At 31.8% G+C, this 22,253-nt stretch carries 16 protein-coding genes; 12 read left to right on the top strand and 4 right to left on the bottom strand.

Going from position 1 to position 22,253, the window contains the following annotated elements; translation table 11 throughout:
- Positions 1 to 37: 37 nt before the first annotated feature.
- Genes BM024_RS05625 through BM024_RS05610 form a run of 4 tightly spaced genes read right to left on the bottom strand, consistent with a single transcriptional unit; the run spans position 38 to position 7,666 of the window.
- Positions 38 to 2,560: an alpha/beta hydrolase family protein gene (locus BM024_RS05625; RefSeq protein ID WP_090678484.1), complete on the bottom strand. Its 2,523-nt coding sequence runs from the start codon at positions 2,558 to 2,560 to the stop codon at positions 38 to 40.
- On the bottom strand, positions 2,550 to 3,917 hold the full coding sequence (locus BM024_RS05620) for a RagB/SusD family nutrient uptake outer membrane protein (protein WP_090678483.1): 1,368 nt from the start codon (positions 3,915 to 3,917) through the stop codon (positions 2,550 to 2,552). Before BM024_RS05620 ends, BM024_RS05625 begins: the two co-directional genes overlap by 11 nt.
- A 10-nt stretch (positions 3,918 to 3,927) precedes the next feature.
- A complete protein-coding gene (locus BM024_RS05615) occupies positions 3,928 to 6,927 on the bottom strand; it encodes a SusC/RagA family TonB-linked outer membrane protein (RefSeq protein WP_090678482.1) in 3,000 nt (999 codons plus the stop codon).
- A gap of 58 nt (positions 6,928 to 6,985) precedes the next feature.
- Entirely contained in the window at positions 6,986 to 7,666 is a 681-nt protein-coding gene (locus BM024_RS05610; RefSeq protein ID WP_090678481.1) for a carboxypeptidase regulatory-like domain-containing protein, read from the bottom strand.
- 2,008 nt (positions 7,667 to 9,674) lie between these two features.
- On the opposite strand from BM024_RS05610, the gene BM024_RS05600 reads away from it, so the two are divergent.
- The 12 genes from BM024_RS05600 (at position 9,675) to BM024_RS05545 (ending at position 22,127) form a co-directional block, all read left to right on the top strand.
- Positions 9,675 to 10,055, top strand: coding sequence for a helix-turn-helix transcriptional regulator (locus BM024_RS05600; protein ID WP_090678479.1), 381 nt, complete (start codon positions 9,675 to 9,677; stop codon positions 10,053 to 10,055).
- Positions 10,056 to 10,104: 49 nt separating this feature from the next.
- Entirely contained in the window at positions 10,105 to 10,404 is a 300-nt protein-coding gene (locus tag BM024_RS05595; protein WP_090678478.1) for a hypothetical protein, read from the top strand.
- Between the two features lie 66 nt (positions 10,405 to 10,470).
- Positions 10,471 to 11,280 carry a DNA adenine methylase gene (locus BM024_RS05590; RefSeq protein WP_090678477.1) on the top strand — a complete coding sequence of 270 codons (810 nt, stop codon included), beginning with the start codon at positions 10,471 to 10,473 and terminating at the stop codon, positions 11,278 to 11,280.
- An 11-nt stretch (positions 11,281 to 11,291) separates the two neighbouring features.
- Positions 11,292 to 13,640 carry a DGQHR domain-containing protein gene (locus BM024_RS05585; RefSeq protein ID WP_090678476.1) on the top strand — a complete coding sequence of 783 codons (2,349 nt, stop codon included), beginning with the start codon at positions 11,292 to 11,294 and terminating at the stop codon, positions 13,638 to 13,640.
- 755 nt (positions 13,641 to 14,395) lie between these two features.
- Positions 14,396 to 14,869 carry a hypothetical protein gene (locus BM024_RS05580; protein ID WP_143077725.1) on the top strand — a complete coding sequence of 158 codons (474 nt, stop codon included), beginning with the start codon at positions 14,396 to 14,398 and terminating at the stop codon, positions 14,867 to 14,869.
- Between the two features lie 50 nt (positions 14,870 to 14,919).
- Positions 14,920 to 15,285 (top strand): hypothetical protein, encoded by a 366-nt coding sequence (locus BM024_RS05575; RefSeq protein WP_090678474.1) that lies wholly within the window; start codon positions 14,920 to 14,922, stop codon positions 15,283 to 15,285.
- 63 nt (positions 15,286 to 15,348) lie between these two features.
- Positions 15,349 to 15,861: a hypothetical protein gene (locus BM024_RS05570; protein WP_090678473.1), complete on the top strand. Its 513-nt coding sequence runs from the start codon at positions 15,349 to 15,351 to the stop codon at positions 15,859 to 15,861.
- A 113-nt stretch (positions 15,862 to 15,974) separates the two neighbouring features.
- Positions 15,975 to 17,192, top strand: a complete 1,218-nt coding sequence (locus BM024_RS05565) for a DNA cytosine methyltransferase (protein ID WP_090678472.1) — start codon at positions 15,975 to 15,977, stop codon at positions 17,190 to 17,192.
- A gap of 5 nt (positions 17,193 to 17,197) precedes the next feature.
- Positions 17,198 to 19,747: an ATP-binding protein gene (locus tag BM024_RS05560; RefSeq protein WP_090678471.1), complete on the top strand. Its 2,550-nt coding sequence runs from the start codon at positions 17,198 to 17,200 to the stop codon at positions 19,745 to 19,747.
- 1 nt (position 19,748) lies between these two features.
- Positions 19,749 to 20,468: a hypothetical protein gene (locus BM024_RS05555; protein WP_090678470.1), complete on the top strand. Its 720-nt coding sequence runs from the start codon at positions 19,749 to 19,751 to the stop codon at positions 20,466 to 20,468.
- On the top strand, positions 20,452 to 21,111 hold the full coding sequence (locus BM024_RS05550; protein ID WP_090678469.1) for a hypothetical protein: 660 nt from the start codon (positions 20,452 to 20,454) through the stop codon (positions 21,109 to 21,111). The genes BM024_RS05555 and BM024_RS05550 overlap by 17 nt, the downstream gene beginning before the upstream one ends.
- A 191-nt stretch (positions 21,112 to 21,302) precedes the next feature.
- Positions 21,303 to 22,127 carry a hypothetical protein gene (locus tag BM024_RS05545; protein ID WP_090678468.1) on the top strand — a complete coding sequence of 275 codons (825 nt, stop codon included), beginning with the start codon at positions 21,303 to 21,305 and terminating at the stop codon, positions 22,125 to 22,127.
- Positions 22,128 to 22,253 lie beyond the last annotated feature (126 nt).

Genomic DNA, 22,253 nt, shown 5'->3' with positions numbered 1-22,253 from the left:
TTTTCAAAAAGATGAGACGCCCAAAAGGGCGTCTTTTTTAATAGTTTTCATAGTCTATTCCTTTGTCAATCCACTCTTTATTTGTTTCTCCTTTCAAATAATAATTAAACCAATCTAAGACCCTGTAAGTCAAATCAAGTTGTTCCTTTTTCTTATTAAAACTATGGCCTTCCTTTTCATAGAATAAGGCAATCACCGGTTTTCGATAACGTTTTAAAGCATTGTACATATGTCGTGTTTGTTCCCAATGAACGTTGTCGTCTTTCATTCCAGTCCAAAGTAAAACAGGCGTTTTGTAATTCTGAGCAAAGTGAATCGGTGAATTATTGTGATATTTGGTTGGATTAGCCCCATAAGTATCCTTCATTTTTATTTGTGCTTCTTCTGCCCTAAAGTAGTTTGGTATTTTCAACATATAATTATATTCATAATAGTAGTTTACTAAATCGTGCATTCCTGCTCCACTTATCCCTGCTGCAAACAATTTGGAATTTCCCAAAATAAAACTCGTCTCATAACCTCCAAAAGAATGCCCCATTAACCCTAGTTTGGTTTTGTCTATCGCAGGTTCTAACGCGGTGATGCTTTCAATTCCTTTAGTAACACATTCTAATGCTGAGAGTCCAGCACCTTCTTCTGAAGCATAGGTATCTGGTTGAAAAACAAAATAGCCTTGTTCATTTAGAACCGTTCTATTAAATCCATATTCACTATAAACATTAGGAATCTCAAAATAAGAACGTATTGCACCTTGATTTTCATAAATCCAAGTTACCATAGGATATTTTTTAGAGGAATTGAAATCTTTTGGATACCATAGCACTCCCGTTAAATTTACTCCGTATTTATCTTTATAATGAATCACTTTTTGCTTTCTCCAATTGTAGAGTTCTTTAGGTACCTCAGCCTCCAAAAGTGTACTCACTTTTCCTTTTCGAAATACTTTTACAGTATGCGGTTGATTAAAATTCTCTTCTGTCCAAATAAGAGTTTGTCCATTGTTTGCTATTCCTCTTTTTAAATAAAAAGTACTCAACCGATTCAAAGTAACATCTACTATATTTGTTAGCTTGCTTTTATACCAACTATAATAGGAAGTTTTATTATTTGGATGACTAACAAAAAAGATAATAGGATAGGTCGAATTAATGTATTTACAATCTATAGATCCTATTGCATTTTCTACAGAAAATCTGTTCTCACCTTTCAAGTTGGTCAATCTCTTGGTTTTTCCTGTTTGTAAATTATATTCTAACAAGTTTTCACCATCTTGATAATATATATACTTAGAATCATCAGACCAAAGAGGTCTATAATACATTTCTTTTTGAGGAATAGGAATACGATCTTGAAGTTCAAAATCATAAACCTCCCAGATATCACCTCTTGGATATACTATATATCTACTATTAGGAGAACGATTCAAGTAACTTCCAAATAAGCTTGTAGTGGTTAAATCTCCCATTTCTTTTCCAATATCAATCTGAAACAGGCGATAACGCACCTTTTCAAAATTCTCAGAATAATCTTGCAATTCTAAAGGTTCATATACCAAGAGATAATCGGGTACTCCTATATTAAGGTATTTTAGTTTATCGCTGTAAGGTAAAACAACAAGATGCTCTTTCAAACTTTTATAAACAACTGTTTTAGTTATTCCTCCCATTCTTGCAGGATAAATACTCGATTCTCCCCATCCTGCACCACTTGTCTTATATTTCAATTCTCTATCATTTCCATTCCAGATTTCTAAATAATCATTTACAGGAACTTTAATAGAGTTTAAAACTTGGTAATTAATAAAGAGGTCGTTGTTAGAAAAAAAGCTAGTCCAAACATTGTCTATAAATTCTTCTTCTTTTGGTAGTTCTATGGTTTTATAACTTCTCTTTTTTAAATCTATCAAAACAATATTTTTGTTTTGTAGAACAGTGCTTATAACATCTTCATTAAAACTCCATGTAGCTCCGCTGAAACTTTCTTTTAAATCTAACAGACTATTTTCTTTCAAAGATTTTAAATCTAAGTGATAAAGGATGTTTTCTCCCTCCTTCTGATATAGCAGTTCGTTTTTCATAGGACTCATAGTATAAGTCGCTATTCTATCAATTTTCAAAATATCTTTCACTTCCTTCTTCTCATACTTTCGTAACACCAATTGATTCTTCTCATTAATGAAACACAACAATTGGTTAGTTTCTATCCAATCTTGCTGTTGCAATATTCCTAAAGAAATTTCTTTTTGAGTCTTTAAATCTAACTCTATGGTTTCCATTCTTCTTTTTCCAATTAGAAAATCTGTCGCTGTAAAAGAGTAATAATCAATTCCTGTCACCTCCATCCTCTTTTTATCGTTGACACTTACTACAAAAGCTTTATTTTTACTATAATCATTAGGATAACTTTTATATACAAATACCCAATTTCCGTTATTAGAAATCTTCTCAACATTCCAATAATTCCATCTAGGGTCTATAGAAATACTATCACGTTCAACATTTGCCAAGGTGATAGTAGAATAAAACATAATTACTAATAAATACCATTTTCTAATATCCATAATTCTGAGGTTTTAAGTTTTCATTTAATAAGAGTTCCGATTCCGGAATTGGTAATAAATCATGTTTTGCTTCCCAATTTGGTTTAACTGTTTCTAAATTTTGCAATCGGTTATTTCTCTTTAAATCCAAGAATCGGTGACCACCTTCTGTAAAAAACTCCCTTTGGTATTCAGTGAGTAGCTCGGTTATAAAATCAGTTTTACTCAAAGCAGTCGGTAAGCTTATTAAACCTCTTTTAGTTCGAATTTCATTTAAAACATTCACGGCATCAGCAACTTTTTCTTGATAGGTCAAAGCTTCTGCTTTAATAAAGTAAGCCTCTTCCAAACGAAATACTATTGAATATTCTATCTCCCCAAAAGATTTTCCATACTTATAGGCATGAGAATAAGTTAGTTCCCCATCTGTCAAAGTTTTAGTCCAGAGTTGCAATCTCAAATCATTGAGTTCAAATGCATGCATCAGGGAATTTGATAAAGCTATTCGTGTAGGTGGTAGCGTTGTAAAAATATAATCAGCCGCTTCTACAGTATTTGACTCTGTTAAGTTTATATCATAAGGACTTCTCTGCCACAAGGTAGAATGTGCACTCCTTTTAAAAACCTTATTCAAATCAGTTTCTAATGCATAAAGCGGATTATCCATTATGTTTTGTGCATATTGCTCCGCTAAATCAAAGCGCTTTTGTAATAAATAGTTTTTAGCCAAAACAAGTTCAACCACCGCCTTATTGGGATAAATACGATCTTGGTGTCTATATATATTATCAATAGACTCTAAGGCAGTTTTCAAGTCTTTCTCGACCAAATCTAAAACTTCTAAATAGGGAGTTTTACCCATTCGACTGTTTAACTTGTAATCGGTAGTGGTGATATAAGGAATATCACCAAAAAGTTGAGTTAGGTAGTGGTAATACAGTCCTCTTAGAAAATGAACTTCTCCCAGCAACACTTTCTTTTCATTTTCATCTAAAACATTCGAAGCTTGCAATCCTTCAATAAATGCATTGATGTGATAAATATTTGAATAGGAACTACCCCAAAGCTGACTGATTGTAGGGTCAGAAGTTGTTATACTATTTGTATAAAAATAATCATCAGTAAAGAAAGATTCTAATTCATCTGTATATCTACTCAGTCCACCACTATTTCCTCCCATAGGTAAAGGAGCATCTCTAAAGTTTGAATATAAATTCGAAAGCGCTGCATTGATAGTATGTTTATCAGAAAACACAGCTGGAGTGTTTAATTGATTGTCGGGCAGTTCAATTTCCACCAACTCTTCGCAGGCGATTAGGCATAGACTCAAAACCAATAAGCCTATTCCCTTTTTCAGTAAGTTATATAAGTTGTTCATAATAATAAAATTAAAAGGTTAGTTGCATACCGAAAGCGATAGTGCGCAAGGGTGGCAGATTACCCATAACTGTAAACTCAGGATCTATTCCGTAATAATTAGTTAATGTCCACAGGTTCTGTCCTTGTACATATAAATTCAATAGTTCTATACCCAGTTTAGGAAATGTCATTTGATAACCTAAAGACACATTCTTTAAACGTACAAAAGAGGCATCTGAAATAGCACGATTGCTTTCTTGAAAAGTTACTACCTGATTAAAAGCATCACTATTACTCGTAGTAGCTGCTGTATATTGAGCATTTGGATTCGTAGCCGTCCAACGATTTGTAATTTCTACAGGATAATTAGTAGATAACAACCCCGGAACAGTTACTATATTATCAAAATTGAAATTCGTTTGTTTCACGAATTGAAAGAGAAAGTCTAGACTAAATTTTTTGTAGGAAATAGTGTTTTGTAGACCTCCATGAAACTTCATTTCTCGCTCTACAAATACTCTTTTATCCGAAGTATTTATAATATTATTATTGTCGTAGTCTGTAAATTTATAAAGCCCTGTGGCAGGGTCAACTCCTTCATAATTATAGGTCGAAACTAGATTGATAGATTTACCAACAACGTAACTATTCTTATACGTAGAACTCTCTAACCCAGGAAAAGCAATTAGTTTATTTTCAGGAAGTGAAATATTAAAGTTCGTTGACCAATTCCAATCTTTCTTTCGAATATTGATCGTGTTCAATGTTAACTCCAAACCTCTATTCTGAATAGTAGCTCCGAAATTGTCTGATATTGAAGGAAAACCTGTTATCTCAGGTAGTTTAATGGCTAGTAATTGATTGGAAGATCGATTTTGATACCAAGCTAAACTTACATTGATTTTATCGTTAAAAAGTCCCAGTTCCAAAGCCACCTCCAATTTGGTCGTTTTCTCCCAACTATAGTTAGGATTGAAAAGACGAGAGGGATATAAACCCGAAAGTCCATCATAAAGAGCGGTGTTAGCTGTATAAGTATCTAAATACATATAATCTCCTACATTGTCAGAACCCGTAGTTCCATAACTCCCTCTCAACTTACCAAAGCTCAACCAAGACCAATTTTTAGCAAAAAACTCTTCAGAGAAAATCCAAGCAGCACCCACCGCCCCAAAGTTTCCAAACTTATTGTTATCACCAAAACGACTAGAACCGTCTCTACGTCCTGTTAGATTCACAATATATTTATCTTTATAAGCATAGTTCAAACGCGCAAAGAACGCAGCATATTTATATTCGTTTCCTTTAATTTGATTGATTATCTTTGTTTTTGCTAAACCAATATTCGTTATAAAAGCATTGGAACTAAAGCCAATACCAGTAATTCGAAACAAATCATTAGAATTCGATTGAAAAGTTCCACCAATCAAGGCTTTCACACTATGGTCTCTGAATTTCTTTTCCCAATGAATTTGAGGTTCTATGATAAAGGAATCCGAATTATTCGTTCCCTTTTGAGAAACTGACCATAAATCGCTCGTCCTATTTAAAGAAGAAGGCCAAATCGTATGTGGTTCCAATACTCTATCTTCTATACTATTAGTTGTTACCCCTGCGTTGATTTTTACACTTGTTGAAGGTGTAATCTTATAACCGATTTGAGTATTCAACACCAACATTCGAGTTTCACTATCATAGGTTTTCCCTAAACCTGCTAAAGGATTCAAAAAGGTATTGTTTTGCCAGTTTAACTTTCCATCTGCTTGATACAAAGCAGGTGCGTTTGGTGGTAGTTTTAAAGCGGGGGTCGTTAAATCCGCTGAAGGTAAATCATTGGTAGAAACGGAATAATTCGCCATCACGTTTATGTTCCATTTATCATCTTGACTTCTGTGATTTAAATTAATCAAGGCTGAATTTCTAACAAAACCCTTACCTGACTGTGGGAACACCGTTCCATTCTCTCCATGCGCTAAGTTGACATTAAACCTTGTAAAATCATTACCCCCCGAAACCCCCAACCCAATATCTTTACTAATCGCTGTTCCACCAATCAATTCCCTTTGCCAATCGGTATAGCGATTTCTGTCCCAAGTTCCAACCATATCATACTCATAAAAAGGATAATAAGTAATCCCATCATTTTCGAAAGCTTCGTCCCTCATTTGGTTGAACTGTTCGGTATTCATCATCTCCATGAATTTTCCTACCTTTGAAAAACTAGTAGAACTATTAATTGTAAAACGGGTTTTACCAGCTTGCCCTTTCTTGGTGGTAATCAACACCACTCCATTCGCCCCTCTCGATCCATAAATAGCAGTTGCATCTGCGTCTTTCAGTATCTCGATACTCTCAATGTCTTTTGGGTTTATACCGTTTAGAACACTTATCTTATTTTGGAAAAGGTTATCTGAAAGCAAGGAGTTATTAGTCACTAAATTCTCAGAAACAGGCACTCCATCAATAATATATAAAGGAATGTTTGCTCCTGTTCCACTTGAACGAAAACTATTTCTCCCTCTTATTTCAATATCAAACCCTCCTCCAGCTAATCCCGTGTTTTGGGTAATATGAACCCCCGCTAGTCGTCCTTGAATAGCTTGCAATGGATTCACTACAGGGCTCAATTCTATATCCTTAGCGCTAATTTTAGCGATACTCCCCGTGCGTTCTCGTTCCTTTACGGTGTAATAGCCCGTGTTGATCGTAATCTCATTTAAAGACTCGGTGTTTTGGTTGAGTTTTACAATCATCACGTTGGAGTTCACCTCCTTTTCTTGAGAAGTGTATCCCATAAATTCAAAGAGCAAACTCGCTCCTTTGGGTGCTTTAATCTTAAAAGCTCCATTACTATCTGTTACTGTAGCGGACTGCGTTCCTTTAATTAGAACCGTCACACCCACTAATGGTCCTTCTTCTCCATCTACTCTCCCCTGCACAGAAATAATCTCCTGTGCATAGAGTGAAGCAGACAAACAAAAGAATAACCACAGCAAGCCGATACAGCCTGTGTTGTATTTGTTTTTCATAATTTAAAAGTTGATTTGTTGATTTGTTGATTTGTGAATGCGATTAAACGCTCTGCCCTTAATTAAATGGATTATAAGGTTTTAGTTTCACATTAATAACAGTATCCTTAGTAGGTGTAAACACTTGTTTTATATAGTCATATGACCCAATTGTCACTCTTCCTCCTTTAACTACTGTGTATTCATAAACACCATCCTTACCCGAAGTGGTATATGCACAAGGGCCTGGTGTTGCTTCATTATATACTTCTAGTTGAGATATGGTAGCGTTTCGCATACCTTTACCTCCCGGAAAAGTTACCCTTCCTGATATTTTTATACGCTTATGGATGTCGACTTTCTTTTCATGTGGTAATAATTCGTTTGCTGGATATGCCGGTGGATTTGTTCTTTTAGTCGGACTTAAAACAACATCCATCGTCTGAGTCTTATCAAGTTTAATTAGTGTTCTAGGCATATATCTATTATACCCGTCTTGAATAATAATAGTTCCCCCTTTTTTGATTGTGAACTTGAAAGTCCCGTCTTTTTCCACAAAGGTGTGTCTGTTGGTTCCAATTTCTTCCTTAGTTTCATCAGACCAATATTCCACTACTCCCTTTTCGATTACGGTTATGATTCCTATCGGTGGTTTCCCTGTGTCTTTCACGGTTATCTTCCCACTAATAGTTACTTTTTCTTGTGCGTATATAGTAAGTGCTAACAGTACTAAAATACTAGTATATAGTGCTTTTCTCATTTCATTAATTTTTTAGTTTCTTGTGCCGAATGGCTTTTTTTAGATACTAAGCCTCTTCCCTTTTTATAGGAAAAAGGCATAGCAAGGGCTGCACGCGTTCCAACTTCCCGTTGAAAGCATCGTAAATTATAGTGTATTTTTACTTGTAGATATCCGTAAACAAGTGTGTAGAATTCCAATCTGAGGTCGCAAAACCTTATTAGTAATACGGATTGTTAGGGCAACATAAGGTGTGATTAACAATTTAAAAATAAAGCCTTTACAAGTTGTTTTTCATATTTATTAGGTGTTTAATTTTTGATTATTGCCACCTCCGCCTACTGGCTCGTTCGCTATAAATGTCTACTAGACATTTCCTTAACGCTCCGCCCTAGTTGATAGATTTTAGATGTTCGAGAAACGAGAATCCAAATCAGGAGTTAGTTATAATTTGAGTAATTGAAAGTCATTTTTTTATAGCTAAGAGGCTAATGAGCAAAGAAGCTAAGGGAGAATGGTGACAGTATATTAACTTTATGTCATACATACTAAGACACTTACTTACCACCGGTGTGTTTCCCATCTTTTCCCATATAAAATCGCTCACACACCGCTAGGACTACGGCCACAACTGGCTGACACTACGCTTTAGAGTAGAGGGAGACTAGGGGTTGACTAGAGGGAGCCATGGAGTATCTGTTTTTTATGGTAGACATTCCTCTTGGGGAGAAATGTTTTTGCATTTCTGCCAATCGCTAACTGCTTTTTTGCCAATCGCTAACTGCTTTTTTGCCAATCGCTAACTGCATTTCTGCTAATCGCTAACTGCGTTTTTGCTAATCGCTAACTGCTTTTTGCCAATCGCTAATTGCTTTTTCGCCAATCGTTAACTGCATTTCTGCTAATCGCTAACTGCATTTCTGCCAATCGCTAACTGCTTTTCTGCTAATCGCTAACTGCATTTTTGTCAATCGCTAACTGCATTTTTGTCAATCGCTAACTGCGTTTTTGCTAATCGCTAACTGCTTTTCTGCTAATCGCTAACTGCATTTTTGTCAATCGCTAACTGCGTTTTTGCATTACTGCATTTCTTCCATTCCAATATTCACATCTAGTCTTCACGCTCCAACAAACGGCATATCGCTTAGGAGGCGAACGTCAATTGCTTGAGAAAGGCGTTTCTGCATTTTCGCCAATCGCATTTTTACCTTTTGGACTCCAATATTCACATCTAGCATTCACGTTACAACAAAAGCGATTGGCGGTTAGCAATTAGCAATTAGCAATTAGCAATTAGCGAAAAAAAGGGAGAACAATATACTATAAGAGCCATAGCTCAAAAACCTTCACAGATAGTCTATTTCGAAAAACAGACTATCAAAATCTCCATTTAGACTCCCTATCAAAGGATATTTTAATCCTTTATTTGGAAAGTGTTAAGAAAGATGCTACTTTTAAGCTGTCAAAAATAAAAATAAAGCACTGACTATAGCTTTCTCCAAAAAGGAAGCTTAAAAAAGAGAGTGGACAAGTAGAAAGAGGATTAGAGCCCTAGTTCTACAACATCCGACATGAAACCGATTTTTTGAAGCCTCTCCTCCCCTTTTGGGTTTGGAAAAATGTAGCGGAGAACTACTGGCTAGAAACAAAAAATCGTTCTCACAATTTGAAATTATGGAACGATGTTTCTCATTTTAAGACGATAGAGTATATATTAAAACTAATAAGGGAACTCCGTTGCTTTTGAAAGAGGCATCGCAATCGCCTACATGACTAGGTCATGTTTCCACTAAGCTTTACACGAAGTCCGCCCTATTAGAGTATTACAAAAATAGTAAAATCTAATAGATGGTGGCGAACTGTGGTAAACTCATGTGGATTATTTGCGATTTTCTTTCATGAGATACATCATTAATGAAATACATCTATAGATGTATTCATTTTCGCTGTCAATAATTATTAATACAAATATAACAAAGATTGCGTTAGTCACAAACTTTATTGATTAAAATATTATAAAAATATAACTATGATTAAAAATAGGCTAAAAAAAATTATAGAAAATACTGGTTTAAGCAGTACAATGTTAGCGATTCTACTTGAAGTTCATGAAACTACCATTAGTCAGTGGAAAAGTAATAGACAGCAGCCTTCTATGATCAATATTGTAAAGCTTATGCGTCTACTTGAACTAAGATATGATGAAATCATTATCGAAGACTCTCCCTTAGTGAAAAAGGGAACTATTCAAAAGTTACAAGTAGAATATGACAAAATAAGAAAAGAATTAGCGCCAGAAATAAGTCAACTAAGAAAAGAAGAAGGAAATCCTAAGCTTATACATCCTAAGGTAATAATTGCAATAAAAAAGTATGAAAAGGAATTAATTGGTGATGATTCAAGCTCTTAAAGACTTTGCAATGATATAAGAAATGAGTTCATATTATAATTAAAAAAGTATGCTATACAAGTATCTAATATTTCTTCTACTGTTAATTTCTTGTCAAGATAGACAAGAAACAAATGATAGCGCAATAAACTTCGATGAGCTCAATGATAACCCTAATTATGAGTATGTCACCTATTTAAATTTCGAAAACGAAAGTTTTGTAGAAGGACACAAAGAGGAAATTGAACAACTAAGCACAACATATAATTTGGATGTAGCATGCGTTAATCAAATGTTGGTGGATTATCTTAGATACATTACGGATTATTACAATCAAAATAACCGTTATATAGGAAAATTTAAAAGTTAAATAATATGTTTGTAATATTGAGAATAGAAAGTGCAATAGCCAAGTTCATTATATAAAAAATTTAATTTGGAAAACAAGGTAATCAAACCATTCTTAAGGTGGGCAGGCGGTAAACGATGGTTTTTAAAGGAATTAGATACGATAGTTAATATTAATAACTTTAATACTTATCATGAACCTTTCGTAGGAGGAGGTTCGGTTTTTATTCATTTAAAACCATCAAATGCAATAATTTCAGATTCTAATAAGGACTTAATAAATACTTATATTCAAGTACGAGATAATGTAGAAGATGTTATAAGTTTTTTAAAAAAATTAGAAAATACTGAAGAATTTTATTATTCTATTAGAAAAATGAGGTTTGAAAGTAATATTGAGGAAGCCTCAAAGTTTATTTACTTAAATCAAACTTCTTTTAATGGGATTTTTAGAGTTAACTCCAAAGGAGAGTATAACGTACCTTATGGACATCGTCTAAATCATCAATTCGATTATGATAATTTAAGAAAAATTAGTTGTATTTTGTCAGGCATTGATATTAAAGAAAGTGACTTTGTTGATTCAATTGAAAAAGTGAAAGAAGGAGATTTTGTTTTTTTAGACCCACCCTACACTGTTGCACATAATAATAATGGTTTTATTCAATATAATCAAAAGATATTTTCTCTTGAAGATCAATATCTTTTAGAAAAATCTATAAAAAAAATTAAAGATGTTGGAGCTTTTTATTTAATGACTAATGCAGCCCATGAATCAATAAAGGAAATATTTAACAATGGGGATAGAACTTTTGAGTTGGAACGAGCTAGTTTAATTGGTGGTAAAAACGCAATTAGAGGGCGATATGCCGAATTGATTATTACTAATTTATTGTAAATATAAAAAATATGATAAAAGATAATATTGTAGTGTGTAAATCCCAAATTACGGAGGATACTAAGGTGTTAACTAAGATATATAAAGCTAAAAAAGTTCAATATGATTTATTAAGTGTTGACCATAATATAGTTGAGAAGTATATTGAATTAGGTTGGGAAACTTTCTCAAAACCTTTGAAAACCAAAACTAAAATCAGGAAAACCAAAAATTACTTTAAGCAATTTGTTGATGATGTTTGGTGTCAACTATATGAACTAGGATATCGGAAATTAAATTCAGAAGATACATGTTTTATAGAATCTGACGATTTGGAAAGGTTCAATTTTGACATTTTAGCTATAAATGAAGATTCGGTTTTAATCATTGATTGTTTGGCTAATGAAGAATTAGGTAAATCATTAGAAGTTGAAGGAAGATTTATAAACTTTTCGATTAAACTTGAAAAAATAAGGAAGTCCATTCAGAGTTTGTACGGCAAAAATTTGAGAGTAAAGTATATCTTCGCAACAAGAAATGTTAGGACTGACATTGATCAGCCATATTTTAAAGAATTTATCTCTAGCAATTCTTTTTATTATAATGATAAAACATACAACTATATAAATGAATTAATAAAAAATTACAAGAATGCGGCTTTATATCAATTCTTAGGTTTACTTTTTAAGAATGAGATTATTAGTAAACAAAAGATTGAAATACCGGCTGTTAGAGGAGAAATGGGGGGAAGGAACTATTATATGTTTTCTATTGAACCTAAAACTTTATTGAAAATGGGCTTTGTTCTACACAGAACAAAAGCAAATGAATCTGAACTCCCTACTTATCAAAGATTGTTAGTCCCAACTAGACTACCTGGTATTACAAAATTTATAGATGAGGGCGGGTATTTTCCAAACTCAATAATTCTTAACTTCAATACGAAGAAGCATAAGATTCAATTTGAACAAAATTCTAAGTTAGAAGGAAGTAATTCTTGCTTTGGTACTTTAAAGATACCTAATAGTTACGCAATTGCATATATTATAGATGGACAACATAGGGTTTATGGATATGCTAACAGCAAGTATCAAAGCGTAAATACGATACCAGTAGTTGCATTTGAAAACTTAGAGACAAGTGATCAATTAAAGATTTTTATGGATATTAATGAAAATCAAAAGGCCGTAAGTCCAAGTTTAAAATTAGATTTAGAAGAAGATCTTTATTGGGAAGCTGATAGAGCTGATTCAAGAATTAAAGCCTTACGTTCTTCAATTGTTAAAGAATTAGCTAACAATATGAACAGTCCTTTATACGAAAAAATTTCTGTAGGAGAGGATAAATCATTACTTACATTTAAGCCCTTCTATACTGCTTTAACCTCTTCATCTTTTTTACCTAAAGCTAAAGGCAATGTGTACTCTGAAGATTCTAGAAAATATTCATTATATAATCTTGACGAGATTAGTAATAATAAGGCAATGATGGATTGTCGATCTCGTGTTGTAAAAATAATTTTTCAAATTTATAATTTGGTTGAAGAAGAGTTTAATTCTCTTTTTTTAGAAGATAAATCTTTCATTATTTCTAATAGAGGTACTTACGCTTTTATAAGTACCGCTGATAGTTTAAATAAATATCTTGTTGATAAAGGAAGAATTACTTCAACCTCTTCAGATGTTGAGAGATTTGAGGCAATGAGACCATATTTACACACGTTATTGAGTTTTCTTCAAAATGATATAGAGGAGGAGGATAAGAAAAATCAATTAAGTCTATTAGGATCTGGAGCAGATAAAAAATGGCTCCGTTATTTTCAAAATATTATACATAAAGAACATAAAGATTTTCTCCCTTTAGAACTGATTGACTATTTAGAAAGACAAGATGAAGAGTTACAAGATAAAGGTAGAGCAATGGGAATTGAAATTGAGAAAAAAATAAAGTCTTTAGTTTTAGAAAAAATTCAATATTTGTTTGGTAGTAACTGGGAATTAGAGATTAACACCATTAAAAGAGAATGTCTTAATAGGGCCGAACAAGAAAAAGAAAAGCATTATAAAGATGGTTTAGGATCTAGAGATATACAATGGACGGAGATGTTTAATATTAATGATTATAAAACTATTATTGAGAAGTATTGGAGTAAAAAGCCTGAAGTAGGTAGTGAATTTATTACTTTCGATAAACAGTTTACAATTGATATGGGAGATGGTATAAATAGTAAATCAAAAGCTCTAAAATGGCTTTCATATTTTAATTCTTATCGTAATTTATGGGCACACGAAGGAACTAAAGAGAAACGTTTGAATAAAGAGGAGGTTCGTAATATTGAAAAGATTTTCAATCACTTTAGCAATATTTTACTGAAATCATAATTGAAAAATATCACCAGAAGAATCATCCTTTTCCGTTCTCTCCGATTTACTTCGTTTCTTGTCTGAACTGTGATCTAAATTAGAAGACAGAGACTTGGAGATAGGAGACTGAAATTGTCTGATCTGTGATTTTTATGATTTAAGGATTTCTTTGATTTAGAAATAAGAAAATCCGATAGTTTGAGCTTTGGGAGGAGATTCCCTCCTCTATTTCCTCCTTATTTAATCAGTTGAAATATAAATAACCAATTTTACAAGTAATAATGTAAGGTTGGTTTTTTTATATCATTAATTTGAGTAAATTGGGATGGATTTAACGAAATAGGTAACGACTTATTTTAATTATTAAATAAGCATAATCACGAATAGTTAAGGTATTTGTTTAGATAAGGAGAATAGATTATATAATTAAAATGACTGATAGTAAAGCAGAATCATCAAAGTAAAAGGAACTCGAAGATCGTTTTGAGAAAACTACCTTGACAGAAATACAAGATTATAAGTTCAATTACGCTAGAAATAACAGCTCCATTTCTATTGCCTTTTATACCTAAAAGAGGTGGCAATTCATCAGCTAGAGCTTATTAAGTTGATGTGATAGACTACTTTGTTATGTTTGCTATTATTATAGCTGTCTCTATCTACTTTCATTTAAAGAAAGTGAACGAAGAGATCTATGAAATTAAACGACAGCTTAGGGAATTGAGAAGGAAAGGGGAATAGAACCGTAAAAGGCTAGAAAAAGAAATAATTATATGAGTATGCTAGTGAATGATTTACATGATTTTGATAAATTAAAAATAACCTTGTTAGAGAATAGGATTAACTCTTTCATAGATATGAGTACCCAACAATCAATGAAATCATTTCATAAGAGATTAGTCAAAAAGAGAATACCTAAGATATATGTAATAAAAGAGAATAATGAGGTACTGTATGTTGGCACTACCGTTCAGTCACTAACCGCTAGGTTTAGATATGGTTTAAAAGCAGATGGAAGTAAAGGTTACCATGGTTATAAGTGGAAAAATAAAGAATGCGTAGATATATACGTTTGGTGTTTTGAAACATTAAACAAAGTTAAAATTGAAAACATTGAGGCAGAACTAGCTTTTCTTATAAGAACAAAAACTGGTAAATGGCCAACATATCAAAATGAAATTCATTTCAATAATAATTACGAACAGGGAAAAGAAATTGCAGATAAAATATTTAAAATCATTGAATAAACAATGATCTAAACTATTCTGCATATAAATTCATTTAAAAAAAACAAGTTATGAGTATATTATCATTTGAGAAAGAATTCAAAGAATATTTTAAAGAACTCAATACACCTCTTAAAGTATTTTTAGCTAAAGAATATAGAAAAAGTAATAGAAATAGTTATTATGGCTTTTTTGATGATTTTCTTTTAAAATACGGTATAGTTTCTTTTAATTCGGTACCCTTCGTTGACGGCCCTAAATTCATACCTTACCTAAACTGTAGAGAAAAAAACATTTTTAATTTAAGCGGGGGTATGACAGATATAACAAAAATGCCCCATACACTATTAGAGGCTAATAGATTAATTGCGAAGTATTTAATTGATAAGTTAAATGCGACATCAGTAAACACATATGAGAACTGGTCTGAATACTAAGGGGGCATTCGCTTTTTAAATATCACCTATGAATAAAAAGAAAACTATTTTAAAATTAAAACTATGGATGACTATCTAGTAGAGTTTGATGATTATAAGGAATTTACTGTCGGTGAATTTATCGAAATACTTAGAAGGAAAAAAGGAAGACATTTAAACGATCTAAAAGTAAAGGATCTGACTTACTTCAATAATCAGTTGATCACACCGGGGCATGGAGTGTATATTTTTAAAGAAGATGATGCCATTATATTGGTTGGTAAAGCGAGGAATGTTTCGTTCACTGAGCGTATTGCAAAACATTTAGATATAAGGCCTGATGCTTGGTTTAATCGCTTGATGTATGTAAAAAGCAGACAAATTTTAGGTGATAATTTTAAAACAACTTTAGATAAAACGGAATCATTCAAAGAAGCCTCTTTATATGCTTTTGAACATTATAGTTTAATTCTTATCAACATGGAGAATGCTAAACAAATTGATCAATTCGAATCTATCTTAAGGGGCACAGCAAATCCATTAAATAAGTATAAAACAAAAACATATTCTAAAAATCTAGTATTAAAAGAAATATAGATTAAGATTTTGTCTCTAAGACCTAATGAAATGAAGATATTTCTTAATTATATAATCAGAAAAAGTTATATATTATGTATTTTCGTACACCAGGAATATTTTAAATAAACAAAATGCCTACTAATAAAAAATATATTGATCTGTTTGCCGGATGTGGTGGCTTGTCTTTAGGTCTTCACAATGCAGGAATTCAAGGACTTTTTGCTATTGAAAAGAACTCAGATGCTTTCGAAACTTTGGAACATAATCTGATAGATAAAAAGCAGCACTTTGATTGGCCAGCTTGGCTTCCCATTGAAAATCACGATATCAATGAAGTTCTTGAAAATTATGAAGATAATTTAAAAGCACTTCGCGGAACAATATCAATCGTTGCAGGTGGACCTCCATGTCAGGGGTTCTCTATGGCAGGTAGGAGAAATGAAACAGACCTCAGAAATGACCTGGTAAATTCCTACATTAAGTTTGTTGACTGTGTTCAGCCCGACTTGATATTCTTTGAGAATGTTAAGGGGTTTACCATGGAGTTTAAAAAGAATAAAGAGAAAGGAATTGCTTACTCTGCTTTAGTAACTCAAAAACTAAAAGACTTAGGCTATTTTGTAAAGGGACAATTAGTTGATTTTGGTGAATATGGGGTTCCTCAAAAGAGAACAAGATTTATATTGGTGGGAATGAAAAACAACCTTGATAATGCTTCTCAAGAAAGAGTAGAATCTTTCTTTACTCAACTAGAAGAAAATTCTTTTTCTTTCTTAAAAACTAAAGGTCTCAATAAAACCACAACCTTAGGAGATGCTATATCAGATTTGTTTAGATCACATGGAACGGAGGCGTCACCTGATACTCCTAGTTTTCAAGCAGGAATATATGGTAAAAAGGAAAGTGCTTATCAAAAGTTAATGAGGAAGAATATTAAAAGAACCGTTGCAGATAGTCATCGTTATGCCAAACATTTTGTAGAGACATCCAATCGTTTTAAAATTATTTTAGACTTATCATTAAATAGAAGAAACTTTGACTTAAGTCAACAGATAAAAGATCAATACGGGTTAAAAAAGCACACTATAATTCCTTTGTGTTCTGATAGTAAAAGTCCTACAATCACCACCTTACCGGATGATTATATTCACTATAAAGAACCACGTATTTTAACGGTAAGAGAATATGCTCGTATTCAAAGTTTTCCAGATTGGTATGAATTCCGTGGAAAATACACCACTGGAGGAAAACTTCGCGTAAAAGAAGTTCCTCGTTATACACAAGTAGGAAACGCTATACCTCCCCTATTTGCTGAGCAAGCAGGTTTAATTTTAAAATCATTCTTCTAAATATTATGTCTGAAAAATTAGAATTTAAAGTTAGTTCAGCATTAAAGAATATTGTTGGACGAGATTTAATTGAAAATGATAATGTTGCTGTTTTTGAGTTAGTCAAAAATTCATATGATGCTAGGGCTAGGAATGTCATTATAAATATCAAGTCAGATTCGATAATCATATCCGACAATGGTAAAGGAATGGATTTAAATGATATTAGGGATAAATGGTTATTCTTAGCTTATTCAGCGAAGAAAGATGATTCAGAAGATGAAGATATAGATGATCTTTTTAGAGACATAGTTAAAGATAGACAACACTTTGCGGGAGCAAAAGGAGTAGGAAGGTTTTCGGCTGATAGACTCGGTAGATACCTTAAAATGACAACAAAGACAGTTAAAGCATCTAATTGTGAAGTTATTTCAATTGACTGGAGTCTATTTGATGTGAATCAAAATGCTACGTTTACCAGTATTGACGTTGAACACAGTAAAGCTGAATTTGGCTTTCAATTTCCTTTATTAAAAAATCACGGAACTATTATTGAAATTAGTGGTTTACATAAATTATGGACTAGAGATGAGTTAATTACACTTCGTAGATTTTTAGAGAAACTTATTAATCCGTTTGGGGATCTTAATAATTTCTCAATAGAAATAGAGTGTGAAAGGGAGGCTCTATCTGATTCCAGGGAGAAAGAGGATAATAAAAAAGTAAATGGCCTGGTTAAAAATACTGTCATTGAGGTTTTATCATTAAGAACAACGAGGTTAGATCAGTATACTGAAGGAGAGTATATCTATACCCAAATTTATGATAGAGGAACTTTGATGTATAAAATTAGGGAAATAAATCAATATGATTTGTTAGATGATTTTAACGTTTCTATCTTATTTTTAAACACTTCTGCTAAAAATATATTTACTAGAAGAATGGGAATTAGGTCTGTAGAGTATGGCTCTCTCTTTTTATATAAAAATGGCGTAAGAGTTTTGCCATATGGTGAGAATGGCGATGATAGTTGGGAATTAGATAGACGAAAGCAACAAGGTCATTCAAGATATTTAGGAACACGTGATATTTTGGGGCAAATTTCAATTGTAACAAATAATCATGAACAGTTCAAAGAGACATCAAGTCGTGATGGAGGACTGATTAATACAGCAGGTGCTAAAGAAATTAAAAATTTGTTCAAAGATACCTCTCGTAAGTTAGAAAGGTATGTTGTAGGCGTTTTGTGGGGAGGTAACTTTCTACAAGAAGGCTATTTTAATGACGAAAATTATGTAGGATTATTTAGAAAAGAATTAAAGTCAGATCAAGATAACTATGAGAGTAACCAAGTAGCACTTAGTAATGTTGGAAGTAGAGTAGATTATACTCAAATAATAAAGGGATTAGTCCAAGATGAATCAATTGAGATATTAGACTTTAATAAAGAAATGACACAATTCCTCGCAGAGGAATTAAATGTTGTTAAGTTAGATATTCTTAAAGACTTAAATGAGATTGCCTTAAAAACCAATGATAAAGTATTAAAATCAGAGGTAACTAAATTAACTACTGAAATTCTTAAAGAAAAGCAGAAAAGAGAAGAAGCAGAAAATAGAGAAGAAGTAGAAAGAAAAAGGAGAATTGAGGCAGAAAAACGAGCAGAGTTAGAAAAGCAAAAAAGAGAGGAAGCAGAAAGAAAACAAAGAGAAGAAGCAGAAAAAAGAAAAAATGCAGAATTAGATCTTGAGAGAAAAGAAAAAGAGAGAGCCTTAGCACAAGTAGCCAAGCTTAAGGCTGAAATGAGAGCTAAGGAAGAGGAAGAGTTAAGACAGTTAGCAGAACAAAAGGCTAAGGAGGAAGAAGAAAAGGGAAAATTAATTACTGAGAAATTAAATATTGAAACTCAAAAAAACCAATATCTAAATGCTACTAGAAAAACTTTAAGTGACGATGCTGAACAGTTGATACATTCTATTGATCTTTATGTTGGAAATGCAGCCACTTATGTAAACGATTTATTATCTTCTAACATAGACATCGAGACCAAAAATAAAATTTATTCTATTAAAAATAATATTGATAAAGCTATAAAAGTTTCACAAATTATTATTAAGTCAAATTTTGATTATAAACATACTAAGCAGAGAATAAACTTGCCTATTTATATAAAAGAATATTTCGAAGATATAGCTTTATCCAGACCTAAACTAAGCTTTAAAATAGATGGTGTCTTTGATAAATTTTATCTTATTAATCCAATTGAAATAGATATAATATTAGATAATCTTGTTTCAAACTCTTATAAGGCTAAAGCGAAAAATATATTGGTGAATTTAGATCGTATTGAAAACAAAACTATTATACGTTATTATGATGATGGTATTGGTATGGATTCTAAACTAGTAAGAAATCCTAATTCAATTTTTGAGTTGGGAGTTAGAGAATCAAACGAAAGAGGTTCTGGAATCGGAATGTTTGATGTTAAAAATAGATTGAAAAATTTAAAAGGAACAATAACTTTTATTGGTAACAGTACAAAACTAAGAGGTGCTGGTTTTGAAATAATTATATAATATGCCTAAAAAAATACCTGCAGATTATCTAGTTTTCGACGACGACGAGGACACATTAAAGCAATACAATATAAATGTAAAAATAAAAGGTTACGATTGTAATCCTATTCATATAAATCCAACAAATTTTCTTGATCCAAGCACCGGTGAATTTGATGAAAAAGGTTTTAAAGATGAGATTATATTAAAAACGCAAGGAAAAAACATAACACTTGTATTATCAGATTGGAATATGAGTTTGCCAAATATCTTTGGTTGGGATATTATTTCTATGAGTATTTCAGCTAAAGATAAACTTAAAGATAAACAATTTTTAATTTATTCTTCGGACATCAAAAATGCCTCAAAATATATACTAGAAAAAATTTCAAATGAAGTATGTAAAAAGCCAAATTCAATTGATGATTTATCTTTAAATAATTTTGTTTCCAATATTTTAGATTTAAAAATAAAGTTTTGGAAAAGAGATGGGACTCAATACGATGAAATAATTACATTATTAAAAAAAGAGTCTAAGACTATTTCAAATATTGTTTTAAATTCAATTCTAAGCTTAGAAAAGAAGGAAGTCGTTAATTTTGGTAATGCAAATTTTGATGGAAAAACAATCAGTGAAATATTCAATAATCCCGAAGAAAATGGTATTGGCCTATACTTCGTTAAGGAATTAATGGATTTGTCTTTAGCTCATTATACTAAAATTAATGATGATGTATCATAAAGTTTTAATACTGCATTCTCTTGATGAGTCAACTAAATTCTTAAAACCATTTGAAGATCATTTTCCTGATTATTACATTTCCGTTGATGATTCTGATAACTCGGTACAAAGTGTAAAAACAATATTAAGTGACCTTGATGAAACTTCCTTCGTAATATACATAGGTCATGGAAGCTCAGAAGGATTATTCCTTCCTAATGAAAATTTTGAATATGCAAATCTTTTTTTGGATGCCAAATGGAGTAACATATATTTTGAAAATCACGATATTCTATTGTTAAGTTGCAGATCAAATGAATTATTGGAACGAATATATAAGTATAATTCTGCAATAGGGTTTGGTAATATAATCAGCTCAGCTCATGAAATAAAGCAGCATAATGAACGTAATGAAATTAAGAAAACTTTGTCTAATACAGATATTGACATCTTTAATGCAGCTTATGTGAAAGTTTCAATTTCCATAATTAAAATGATTTTGAATAATACAATTAATTTTAGTCAAGCATATAAATACTATTATTATCTTATAAACAAAGAGATAAATAATATTCTTATGAATAAAAAGATAAATAATAGAATTGAGATTGCGCGTTTACTTTTTGAATTTAGAAATGAAATGGTGTATAAGTCTAATCATTAAAGACACTGTTACCTGATCTCGAAGATTTACAATCCATGAGTTTCTATTATCATAGATTAATCAATTGGTTAAGTTGAGATTATAAACAAGTATTAAGATCATTAAAAGGTTGCTAAAAGAAGCTTAGATTAATACTTAGTACGGAATTGGAAAAACCTATAAAATAAATTTATCTGAAATATTTAAATTTTATGTTAACAAAATTTCTTTTAGTCCAAAAAATAGAAGAAAATGGAGATGCCAATTTTCATCTTTTAAAATCTGATTATATTCAATGGCACTTTGAAAATAGAAAAACTGAATTAAAAACGGATTCTGTTTTTTTTCCTTTTGTAATTGACAGTGATGATATAAAAATTACAACGAATAAACCTGGGGCTGAGACCAAAATCTCAGTTAAAGAATCGGAAATTACATTTGCAGATGATTATGCTGTTCCAGCTGGTTTTACAATAGCAATATTATTCCCTGAAAATTTTGTACCACGCATTATAAAATTTAAAGACAAACCTATTATCCCTATAGGACTAAATGGTCAATTTGTATCCAATACACAAGGCCAATTTCAAATTTTATATAATAAATTAGCCAAACGAAGTGCAATTGTTTTTAATATACATCAAAATGTTTGTTTCGGGTTTAAATGTAGTGCTAAGAAAATAAACGATAACGAATTTCCTATAAACGAAAGTATTGATGCCGACGATTTTTTTGATGTTATTATTAATACGGAGCTTCTTAATATTGAAACCATTTCTAATGATGATTTGAAAATCATAAATACAACTCTAAACGCGAGTGATTTAGATGATGTAAAAGAATCAATAAATGAAGTTTTAAACGCCTTAAAGGCAGGGAACAAAAAACAAGCGAAAAATTCTTTAGATAAATTCGGAAAGTATGTTCTAAACGGAACTTCTTTAACTGGAAATTTGACGAAAATAATAGATTCTTATAACAAAGGGGGGGCTCCATATCAATTCATCGCAAAATTATTAGAATACATAAGTTTATAAATATGTACAGATTACTTTAGTAAAGGTTTTCAAAATTGGGCAAGCCTACATACATATTTATACACTTTGGGGTAAAGTATAAAAAAAAACTATCACGTACATTTACTTTGCCTATTCGGCTAAAGA

Origin of the sequence: Myroides guanonis (genome assembly GCF_900114085.1) — a bacterium.
GTDB lineage: Bacteria > Bacteroidota > Bacteroidia > Flavobacteriales > Flavobacteriaceae > Flavobacterium > Flavobacterium guanonis.
This window is presented reverse-complemented; position numbering and strand designations above follow the sequence as displayed.

Excerpts from the sequence above, each read along its gene's own strand:
- BM024_RS05625 (WP_090678484.1), bottom strand. The coding sequence starts at position 2,560 with ATGGATATTAGAAAATGGTATTTATTAGTAATTATGTTTTATTCTACT.
- BM024_RS05620 (WP_090678483.1), bottom strand. The coding sequence starts at position 3,917 with ATGAACAACTTATATAACTTACTGAAAAAGGGAATAGGCTTATTGGTT.
- BM024_RS05615 (WP_090678482.1), bottom strand. The coding sequence starts at position 6,927 with ATGAAAAACAAATACAACACAGGCTGTATCGGCTTGCTGTGGTTATTC.
- BM024_RS05610 (WP_090678481.1), bottom strand. The coding sequence starts at position 7,666 with ATGAGAAAAGCACTATATACTAGTATTTTAGTACTGTTAGCACTTACT.
- BM024_RS05600 (WP_090678479.1), top strand. The coding sequence starts at position 9,675 with ATGATTAAAAATAGGCTAAAAAAAATTATAGAAAATACTGGTTTAAGC.
- BM024_RS05595 (WP_090678478.1), top strand. The coding sequence starts at position 10,105 with ATGCTATACAAGTATCTAATATTTCTTCTACTGTTAATTTCTTGTCAA.
- BM024_RS05585 (WP_090678476.1), top strand. The coding sequence starts at position 11,292 with ATGATAAAAGATAATATTGTAGTGTGTAAATCCCAAATTACGGAGGAT.
- BM024_RS05580 (WP_143077725.1), top strand. The coding sequence starts at position 14,396 with ATGAGTATGCTAGTGAATGATTTACATGATTTTGATAAATTAAAAATA.
- BM024_RS05575 (WP_090678474.1), top strand. The coding sequence starts at position 14,920 with ATGAGTATATTATCATTTGAGAAAGAATTCAAAGAATATTTTAAAGAA.
- BM024_RS05570 (WP_090678473.1), top strand. The coding sequence starts at position 15,349 with ATGGATGACTATCTAGTAGAGTTTGATGATTATAAGGAATTTACTGTC.
- BM024_RS05565 (WP_090678472.1), top strand. The coding sequence starts at position 15,975 with ATGCCTACTAATAAAAAATATATTGATCTGTTTGCCGGATGTGGTGGC.
- BM024_RS05560 (WP_090678471.1), top strand. The coding sequence starts at position 17,198 with ATGTCTGAAAAATTAGAATTTAAAGTTAGTTCAGCATTAAAGAATATT.
- BM024_RS05555 (WP_090678470.1), top strand. The coding sequence starts at position 19,749 with ATGCCTAAAAAAATACCTGCAGATTATCTAGTTTTCGACGACGACGAG.
- BM024_RS05550 (WP_090678469.1), top strand. The coding sequence starts at position 20,452 with ATGATGATGTATCATAAAGTTTTAATACTGCATTCTCTTGATGAGTCA.
- BM024_RS05545 (WP_090678468.1), top strand. The coding sequence starts at position 21,303 with ATGTTAACAAAATTTCTTTTAGTCCAAAAAATAGAAGAAAATGGAGAT.